Genomic DNA, 9,383 nt, shown 5'->3' with positions numbered 1-9,383 from the left:
CCGGCGACGGGCATGGTGCCGGGCCGGCTGATGCGGCGTTCGGGACTGTGGTGGACGGCGCGCGTGGAGATGTGCGGTTGCCGGGGTCTTCCGCCGCGGGCGGCGTGACTGGTGGCGCCTTCCCGGCCGGGCCTCCCGGCGACGGGCATGGTGCCGGGCCGGCTGATGCGGCGTTCGGGACTGTGGTGGACGGCGCGCGTGGAGATGTGCGGTTGCCGGGGTCTTCCGCCGCTGATGGCATGACCGGTGGCGCCTCCCTGGCCGGAGGATCCGGCGCGGGAGGGCACGGTGCCGGGGCGGGCCAGGACGCCTACGGGAACGGGACTTCGACGGACGCCGCACGCGAGGGCGAGCCGCCGTCGGGCGCGGCCCGCGCGGACGGCCGTCCGGCGGGGGGCCGCCGCACGGGCGAGGAGCCCGCGCCGGAGGCCGCCGCCTCCACGGCAACCGCCCCTCCCTTCACCGGAACCGGCGCGGACACCGTCGCCGCTCAGGGCCCCGGGGCTCCGTACGGACAGGGCGCGGACGCTGCGCGAAGGCAGGGCGGCAGCGCCCCGGTGGAGCGGCAAGCCCAACTCCGCGCGGAACAGGGCGCCCAGGCCTCGCCGCCCCGGGCCGGGTCCTCGCCGCGGCCCGCCTCCGGCGCGGTCGAGGCCGGCGAGGACGCCCGAGGGGCCGCGGAGGCCGCCGAGGGGCCCGCCGAGCCGTCCGCGCGGCCCGGCCCGGCCGAGGACACCCAACCGTCATCCCGGGCCGCCGAGGAGCCCGCCACGGGCTCCTCCGCGACCCCGGACCCGGACGCCGGGCAGCCGGATGCCGCCACCCAGGAGGACCCGCCTCCCGCGGCCCCGCAGGACGAGCACCCGCTCGCCTCGTACGTGCTGCGCGTCAACGGCGCCGACCGGCCCGTCACCGACGCCTGGATCGGCGAGTCGCTGCTGTACGTGCTGCGCGAGCGGCTCGGGCTCGCGGGCGCCAAGGACGGCTGCTCGCAGGGCGAGTGCGGCGCCTGCAACGTGCAGGTCGACGGACGCCTGGTCGCCTCCTGCCTGGTGCCCGCGGTCACCGCGGCCGGCAGCGAGGTGCGCACGGTCGAGGGACTGGCCGTGGACGGGCAGCCCTCGGACGTGCAGCGGGCGCTCGCCCGGTGCGGCGCTGTGCAGTGCGGCTTCTGCGTGCCTGGCATGGCGATGACTGTGCACGACCTGCTGGAGGGCAACCCGGACCCGACCGAGTTGGAGACCCGCCAGGCGCTGTGCGGCAACCTGTGCCGCTGCACGGGCTACCGGGGCGTCCTCCAGGCCGTCAAGGAGGTCGTCACCGAACGCGAGGCGCACTCCGCGGCGGACGAGGCCGAGCAGGAGGCCGACGAGCCGCGCATCCCCCACCAGGCGGGTCCGGGCGCCGGCGGGGTCCACCCCTCCGCGTTCGACACCCCGGCACCGCACGACCCCTACGGCCAGGACGGAGGCCAGGCGTGAGCAAGGAAGCCGCCACCGCCGCCGCGGAGACCGCCCCCGCACTCGAACCGCTGCCGCACGGTCTCGGCTTCTCGCTGCCGGCCGCCGACGCCCGCGCCAAGACGGAGGGCACCTTCCCGTACGCGGCCGACCTCTGGGCCGAGGGCCTGCTGTGGGCGGCCGTGCTGCGCTCGCCGCACCCGCACGCGCGCATCGTCTCCATCGACACCGCACACGCGCGCGAGATGCCCGGCGTACGGGCCGTCGTCACCCACGAGGACGTCCCGGGCCGCCCGGTCCACGGCCGCGGCACGCCCGACCGCCCGGTGTTCGCCTCCGAGGTCGTACGCCACCACGGCGAGCCCATCGCGGCCGTGGCCGCCGACCACCCGGACACCGCGCGGATGGCCGCCGCCGCCGTCATCGTCGAGTACGAGGTGCTCGACCCGGTGACCGACCCCGAACAGGCCTTCGAGGCCGAGCCGTTGCACCCCGACGGCAACCTGATCCGGCACATCCCGCTGCGCCACGGCGACCCGGAGGCGGCCGGCGAGGTCGTCGTCGAGGGCCTGTACCGCATCGGCCGCCAGGACCCGGCCCCCATCGGGGCCGAGGCCGGTCTCGCGGTGCCCCGCCCCGACGGCGGCGTGGAGCTGTACCTGGCCTCCACCGACCCGCACACCGACCGCGACGCGCTCGCCGCCTGCTACGGCCTGGATCCCGAGCGCGTGAAGATCGTCGTCACCGGTGTGCCGGGCGCCACGGCCGACCGCGAGGACCAGGGCTTCCAGCTCCCGCTCGGCCTGCTGGCGCTGAAGACCGGCTGCCCGGTGAAGCTCACGGCGACCCGTGAGGAGTCCTTCCTGGGGCACACCCACCGCCACCCGACGCTCCTGCGCTACCGCCACCACGCAGACGCCGAGGGCACGTTGGTCAAGGTCGAGGCGCAGATCCTGCTGGACGCGGGCGCCTACGCCGACACCTCGTCCGACGCCCTCGCCGCCGCCGTGTCCTTCGCCTGCGGTCCCTACGTCGTCCCGAACGCCTTCATCGAGGGCTGGGCGGTGCGCACCAACAACCCGCCCTCCGGACACGTCCGAGGCGAGGGCGCGATGCAGGTGTGCGCCGCCTACGAGGCGCAGATGGACAAGCTGGCCAAGAAGCTCGGCCTGGACCCGGCCGAGGTGCGCCTGCGCAACGTCATGGCGACCGGCGACGTACTGCCGACCGGCCAGACGGTGACGTGCCCGGCCCCGGTCGCCGAACTGCTCCAGGCCGTGAGGGACCATCCGCTGCCGCCGCTGCCCAAGGACGTCCCCGAGGAGGAGTGGCTGCTGCCCGGCGGCCTCGAGGGAGCGGGCGAACCGGGGGCGGTTCGCCGGGGCGTTGGCTACGGACTGGGCATGGTGCACATGCTCGGCGCGGAGGGCGCCGACGAGGTCTCCACGGCGACCGTGCGGGTGCAGGGCGGAGTGGCGACGGTGCTGTGCGCGGCGGTGGAATCCGGCCAGGGCTTCACGACGCTCGCCCGGCAGATCGTCCAGGACACGCTCGGCATCGACGAGGTGCACGTGGCCCCGGTCGACACCGACCAGCCGCCGGCAGGCGCCGGCTGCCGCGGCCGTCACACCTGGGTGTCGGGCGGCGCGGTGGAACGCGCGGCCAAGATGGTCCGCACCCAGCTCCTCCAGCCCCTCGCCCACAAGTTCGGCATGTCCACCGAGCTGCTCCAGATCACCGACGGCAAGATCACGTCGTACGACGGCGTGCTGTCCACCACGGTCACGGAGGCACTGGACGGCAAGGAGCTGTGGGCGACCGCCCAGTGCCGCCCGCACCCCACCGAGCCGTTGAACGAGTCGGGCCAGGGCGACGCCTTCGTGGGCCTGGCCTTCTGCGCCATCCGAGCGGTGGTGGACGTGGACATCGAACTGGGCTCGGTACGGGTCGTGGAGATGGCCCTCGCCCAGGACGTGGGCCGGGTCCTCAACCCGGCCCAGCTGGCCGCCCGGATCGAGGGGGGCGTCACCCAGGGCGTGGGCATCGCGCTCACCGAGAACCTGCGCACCCCGCGCGGGCTGGTCCGCCACCCCGACCTGACCGGCTACGCCCTGCCGACCGCCCTGGACGCGCCCGACGTCCGGATCGTGAAACTGGTCGAGGAGCGGGACGTCGTCGCCCCCTTCGGCGCGAAGGCGGTCAGCGCGGTACCGGTGGTGACCTCCCCGGCGGCCGTCGCCTCCGCGGTGCGTGCCGCCACGGGCCGTCCGGTCAACCGCCTGCCGATCCGGCCGCAGGCCGCGGTCGTGACCACGCAGTGAGTCGTGACCACGCAGTGAGGGGTGTCCGCCCGTGGTGATGCGGGCCAGGAACCGTGGTGATGCGGGCCAGGAACCGTGGTGATGCGGGCCGGGAACCGTGGTGATGCGGGCCGGGAACCGTGGTGATGCGGGCCGGGAAGGAACGCCGGGCGCCCGCCCGGCGTCTTCCGTTTTGGGGCGTTGTCAGTGCGGGGGCGTAGTCTTCGGGCAGTGGGGACGAGGACCGTTGCCCGAGACGGAGCGCGCCCGGTCCCACCCAGCCCGGGACGCCGTCCGTCCCGGAACCTGAACCGAACCGCACGGGGGAGCGATGAGCACGACCGACACTGTTGTCAGGGTGATCACCCTGCCCGAGGCGGACCGCGAACTGGGCCGTGCCTACGGCGGGTTCGCGGTCCGCCCGGCGGCGGCTCCCACCCGCCCGGCGGCCCGCGTCCGCCCGGCGGTGCCGGCCGTCAGGCCCGGCACGGCTTCCGGACTGACCCTCGACCTGCGCGCCCGCCTGCTGCACCGTGAGTTCGGCCACGGCCGCGTCGCGCGCTACGAGGAAGTCGACTTCCCCGCCACGCTCACCCACGAGCCCACCCGCCGCTTCCTGCGCGACACGGGTCTGCCGGAGGACGGCGTACTCCTCCAGTCCGACACCGACGTACCCCTGCCGACCCTCGCCGAGTTCTGCGCCGACGAGTGCCCCGACGACTTCTGGTCCGACGAACTCCCCGCCCGCGCCCACGACTTGATACGTCTCGGCCGCTTCGCCGGCGGCAGCAGCCTGCTGGTCGACGGCACCACCGGCGAGGTCCTCACCTGGAGCGGACCCGAAGCCACGCCGGCCCCCCTCACCAAGGACGTCTCCACCCTCGCCTTCACCCTCTGGCTCCTGCGCCGCCGGGCCGCCCGCCGCTGAACCGCTCGGTCGCACGGCCTACGACCAAGGTCCCGGCCGCGGGCCGACTCCCGACAGGGGCCAAAGCGGGCTGCGCACCTTACGCTGACCACCATGAGCGCCCTGGAACCGCGCGACACCGAGGTCGCGGACACCTCTGTCAGATCCGGTCCCCACGACGTGGCGACCGACACCGTGCTGAGCCGCAGCCACCGGGCGCTGAGCATCGGCATCGTCTCCGTCGTCCTGCTGATCGCCTTCGAGGCGACCGCCGTCGGCACGGCGATGCCCGTCGCGGCGCGGGAGCTGGACGGGGTGTCGCTGTACGCGTTCGCGTTCTCGGGGTTCTTCACCACCAGCCTGTTCGGGATGGTGCTCTCCGGGCAGTGGTCGGACCGCCGGGGGCCCCTGGGGTCGCTGACCACGGGGATCGGCTCGTTCGTGGCCGGGCTGCTGCTGGCGGGGACGGCGAGCACGATGTGGGTGTTCATCGCGGGGCGGGCCGTGCAGGGGCTCGGCGGCGGTCTGGTGATCGTCGCCCTGTACGTCGTCGTCGGCCGGGCCTACCCCGAGCGGCTGCGCCCGTCGATCATGGCGGCGTTCGCGGCGGCCTGGGTGGTCCCGTCGATCGTCGGCCCGCTCGCCTCGGGCGCGGTGACCGAGCACCTGGGCTGGCGCTGGGTGTTCGTCGGCATCCCGGTACTGGTGGTGTTCCCGCTGGCCATCGCCCTGCCGCAGATACGGCGGCGGGCGGGCGGCCCGGTGGGGGAGGGCGCCGGCGAGGGCGCCGGGCAGTCATCCTTCGACCTGCGCCGCATCCGGCTCGCCCTCGCCATCTCCCTGGGCGCAGGGCTGCTCCAGTACGCGGCCCAGGACCTGCGCTGGGTGTCGCTGCTGCCCGGCGTGGTAGGGGCCGCGCTGCTGGTTCCGGCCGTGCGGGGGCTGCTGCCGCGCGGCACGTACCGGGCGGCGCGCGGGCTGCCGTCCGTGGTGCTGCTGCGCGGGGTCGCGGCGGGCTCCTTCATCGCCGCCGAGTCCTTCGTGCCGCTGATGCTCGTCACCCAGCGAGGGCTGTCCCCGACGCTGGCCGGGTTCTCCCTCGCGGCCGGCGGAGTCACCTGGGCGCTGGGCTCGTGGGTGCAGTCGCAGCCGCGGATGGCGCCGCACCGGGAGCGGCTGATGACCCTCGGGATGGTGCTGGTGGCCGCGGCCATCGCCGCCGCGCCCAGTGTGCTGATCGACGCCGTCCCGGTCTGGATCGTCGCCGTCGCCTGGGCCTTCGGCTGCTTCGGCATGGGCCTGGTCATCGCCTCCACCAGCGTGCTGCTGCTGCGGCTGTCCGCCCCGGAGGAGGCCGGCACCAACTCCGCTGCCCTGCAGATCTCCGACGCCCTCTCCAACGTCGTCCTGCTCGCCGCGGGCGGCGCCGCCTTCGCCGCGCTCGGCGGCGGCACGGTGGCCCACACGACCGCGGCAACCGCCGCCTCCGCCTCCCACCCGGCGGCGTTCGCGGTGGTGTTCCTCCCGATGGCGGCGGTGGCGCTGACGGGGGCGTGGGTGACGCGGCGGCTGCGAGCGGTGTAGTTCCGGTACCACAGTGGCCCCACCGTCGAAGTGGCGTCAGGCGGCCTGGAGGATCCGGGCGTGATCGCCAGGCGGCTGAGGTGCCTTCACGAGGGGATGTGACCTCAGTCCCATCCCCGGGTGGCGCCGTGCCGTCGGCGCGTTGACACCGCCGGGCCGCCGGTAGGGTGGCCCGGTCGTCATACGTAGCCGAGCCCCCAGCACCGAACCGGAGACCGTGACTACCGCCCGCCCGTCACCCGCCACCACCCTCAACGGAGGGCCCTCCGGGCCCACCCCTACGTCTGCCAGCTCGTCCCACTCGCACCATCTCTCGCCCGCCTTTCCCGGTCGCGCCCCCTGGGGTACCGCCGGGAAGCTGCGCGCCTGGCAGCAGGCCGCGATGGACAAGTACGTCCAGACCCAGCCCCGCGACTTCCTGGCGGTGGCCACCCCCGGCGCGGGAAAGACGACCTTCGCGTTGACGCTGGCCTCCTGGCTGCTGCACCACCACGTCGTCCAGCAGGTGACCGTGGTCGCGCCGACCGAGCATCTGAAGAAGCAGTGGGCGGAGGCCGCCGCGCGGATAGGTATCAAGCTCGACCCGGAGTACAGCGCGGGCCCGCTCGGCAAGTCGTACCACGGAGTCGCCGTGACGTACGCCGGCGTCGGCGTGCGCCCCATGCTGCACCGCAACCGCGTCGAGCAGCGCAAGACCCTCGTCATCCTCGACGAGATCCACCACGCCGGCGACTCCAAGTCGTGGGGCGAGGCGTGTCTGGAGGCCTTCGAGCCCGCGACCCGCCGGCTCGCCCTCACCGGTACGCCGTTCCGCTCCGACACCAACCCCATCCCGTTCGTCACGTACGAGGAGGACACGGCCGGCATCCGGCGTTCGGCCGCCGACTACACCTACGGCTACGGCTCCGCCCTCTCCGACGGCGTCGTCCGGCCCGTCATCTTCCTCTCCTACAGCGGCAACATGCGCTGGCGCACGAAGGCGGGCGACGAGGTCGCGGCCAGGCTGGGCGAGCCGATGACCAAGGACGCCGTCAGCCAGGCCTGGCGCACCGCGCTCGACCCGCGCGGCGAGTGGATGCCGGCCGTGCTGCGCGCCGCCGACCGGCGGCTGACCGAGGTCCGCAAGGCCATCCCGGACGCCGGCGCCCTGGTCATCGCCTCAGACCAGGACTCCGCCCGCGCCTACGCCAAGCTGATCCGCGAGATCACGGGCAGCAGCGCGACGCTCGTCCTGTCCGACGACGCCGGCGCCTCGCAGCGGATCGACGACTTCAGCGGCAACGAGGACCGCTGGATGGTCGCGGTCCGCATGGTGTCCGAGGGCGTCGACGTGCCCCGGCTCGCGGTCGGGGTGTACGCGACCACCATCTCCACTCCGCTCTTCTTCGCCCAGGCCGTCGGCCGCTTCGTGCGGTCCCGCAGGCGCGGCGAGACCGCCTCCGTCTTCCTGCCGACCGTCCCGGACCTGCTGACCTTCGCAGGCGAGATGGAGGTCGAGCGCGACCACGCCCTCGACAAGCCGAAGAAGGACGGCGAGGAGGACCCGTACGCCGAGTCCGAGAAGGAGATGGACGAGGCGAACCGGGAGCAGGACGAGGACACCGGCGAGCAGGACATGCTGCCCTTCGAGGCGCTGGAGTCCGACGCCGTCTTCGACCGGGTCCTCTATGACGGCGCCGAGTTCGGGATGCAGGCCCACCCGGGCAGCGAGGAGGAGCAGGACTACCTCGGCATCCCGGGCCTGCTCGAACCCGAGCAGGTGCAGCTGCTGCTGCAGAAGCGGCAGGCCCGGCAGATCGCGCACAGCCGCAAGCGGCCCGACGCTGAGGCCAATCTGCTCGAACTGCCCGCCGAGCGGCGGCCGGTGGTGACCCACAAGGAGCTGATGGAGCTGCGCCGGCAGCTCAACACGATGGTCGGCGCGTACGTCCACCAGAGCGGCAAGCCGCACGGGGTCATCCACACCGAGCTGCGCCGGGTGTGCGGCGGCCCGCCCAGCGCCGAGGCGACGGCGGGTCAGTTGCGCCAGCGCATCGCCAAGGTGCAGGAGTGGGCGACGCGGATGAAGTGACACGCGGGTGCGACCGCGCGTTCCTGATGCGTGGTCCGACGGCACCGCCGGATTACGTATCGGGAGGAACGGCGCAGTCCGTACCGGACGGTGACCGGATTCTGGACGGAGGCTTCCGCTCAGCGAACCGGCTTCGCTAGTGTCCCGCTACGCCGACGCACCGTGGCAGCGCAGCCGCGGAGCGCAGCCGTGAAGCGACTTCAGTCCGGGGCGGCCCGGACCGCCGGCCGATCGGCGGCCTCTGCGCGTCACCGACGGGACCCGGTGACGCGCCCGACGCGAAGAGGGCCGCCGACCTCACCACTAAGGAGTGGGCGTCGTGACCGCGGAGACCTCCCAGACGCTCGACCGGGGACTGAGGGTCCTCAAACTGCTGGCCGAGACGGACCACGGGCTGACCGTCACCGAGCTGTCGCACAAACTGGGCGTCAACCGGACCGTGGTGTACCGGCTGCTCGCCACCCTGGAACAGCACATGCTCGTCCGCCGTGATCTGGGCGGTCGTGCCCGGGTGGGGCTGGGGGTGCTGCGGCTGGGCCGCCAGGTGCATCCGCTGGTGCGGGAGGCGGCGCTGCCCGCGCTGCGGTCGCTGGCCGAGGACATCGGTGCGACCGCGCATCTGACGCTGGTGGACGGCTCGGAGGCGCTGGCCGTCGCCGTGGTCGAACCGACGTGGACCGACTACCACGTGGCCTACCGGGCGGGTTTCCGGCACGCCCTGGAGCGGGGCGCCGCGGGCAAGGCGATCCTCGCGGCCCGCCGGCAGGCGGCCGCGGAACCCGGCTACACCCTGACGCACGGCGAGTTGGAGGCCGGGGCCTGCGGCGCGGCGGCACCGCTGCTCGGCGTGACGGGCCTCGAGGGCAGCGTCGGGGTCGTCATGCTGGCGGACTCCGTACCGGAGCGGGTGGGCCCACGGGTCGTACACGCGGCCCGCGAGGTGGCAGAGGCCCTGCGCTAGCCACCGTCACCGGGCCCACCTCGGCCGTCCCAACGACCACCTCGTCCGCCGCCGGCCCCTCTCGTGCCGTGCCGCCGGTGTACCTCTCGTCGTGCCGCCG

6 protein-coding genes are annotated in these 9,383 nt (G+C 74.3%); all 6 read left to right on the top strand.

All coding sequences use genetic code 11. The features are described from left to right. On the top strand, nt 1-1,481 hold a 1,481-nt coding region (locus ACFY4A_RS11200; protein WP_390829137.1), incomplete at its 5' end, for a 2Fe-2S iron-sulfur cluster-binding protein. Continuing rightward, complete coding sequence (locus tag ACFY4A_RS11195; RefSeq protein WP_390829136.1) at nt 1,478-3,781, top strand: xanthine dehydrogenase family protein molybdopterin-binding subunit; 2,304 nt, start codon at nt 1,478-1,480, stop codon at nt 3,779-3,781. The genes ACFY4A_RS11200 and ACFY4A_RS11195, both read left to right, overlap by 4 nt. A 310-nt stretch (nt 3,782-4,091) precedes the next feature. Continuing rightward, nucleotides 4,092-4,688, top strand: a complete 597-nt coding sequence (locus tag ACFY4A_RS11190) for an SUKH-4 family immunity protein (RefSeq protein WP_390829135.1) — start codon at nt 4,092-4,094, stop codon at nt 4,686-4,688. A gap of 93 nt (nt 4,689-4,781) precedes the next feature. After that, the gene (locus ACFY4A_RS11185; RefSeq protein ID WP_390829134.1) at nt 4,782-6,251 is read left to right on the top strand and encodes an MFS transporter; all 1,470 of its coding nucleotides are present in this window, start codon (nt 4,782-4,784) and stop codon (nt 6,249-6,251) included. 217 nt (nt 6,252-6,468) lie between these two features. After that, nucleotides 6,469-8,322, top strand: a complete 1,854-nt coding sequence (locus tag ACFY4A_RS11180) for a DEAD/DEAH box helicase (protein ID WP_390829133.1) — start codon at nt 6,469-6,471, stop codon at nt 8,320-8,322. A 319-nt stretch (nt 8,323-8,641) separates the two neighbouring features. Then, nucleotides 8,642-9,283, top strand: coding sequence for an IclR family transcriptional regulator (locus ACFY4A_RS11175; RefSeq protein WP_390829132.1), 642 nt, complete (start codon nt 8,642-8,644; stop codon nt 9,281-9,283). The last annotated feature ends 100 nt before the right edge of the window (nt 9,284-9,383 follow it).

This window comes from Streptomyces sp. NPDC001292, from assembly GCF_042896465.1.
In the GTDB taxonomy this organism is placed as follows: domain Bacteria; phylum Actinomycetota; class Actinomycetes; order Streptomycetales; family Streptomycetaceae; genus Streptomyces.
The sequence above is the reverse complement of the archived record's forward strand: the minus strand, read 5'-3'. Positions and strand labels throughout refer to the sequence as shown.

What these genes read in the sequence shown, in the direction of transcription:
- ACFY4A_RS11190 (WP_390829135.1), top strand. Translation starts at nt 4,092, where the DNA reads ATGAGCACGACCGACACTGTTGTCAGGGTGATCACCCTGCCCGAGGCG.
- ACFY4A_RS11185 (WP_390829134.1), top strand. Translation starts at nt 4,782, where the DNA reads ATGAGCGCCCTGGAACCGCGCGACACCGAGGTCGCGGACACCTCTGTC.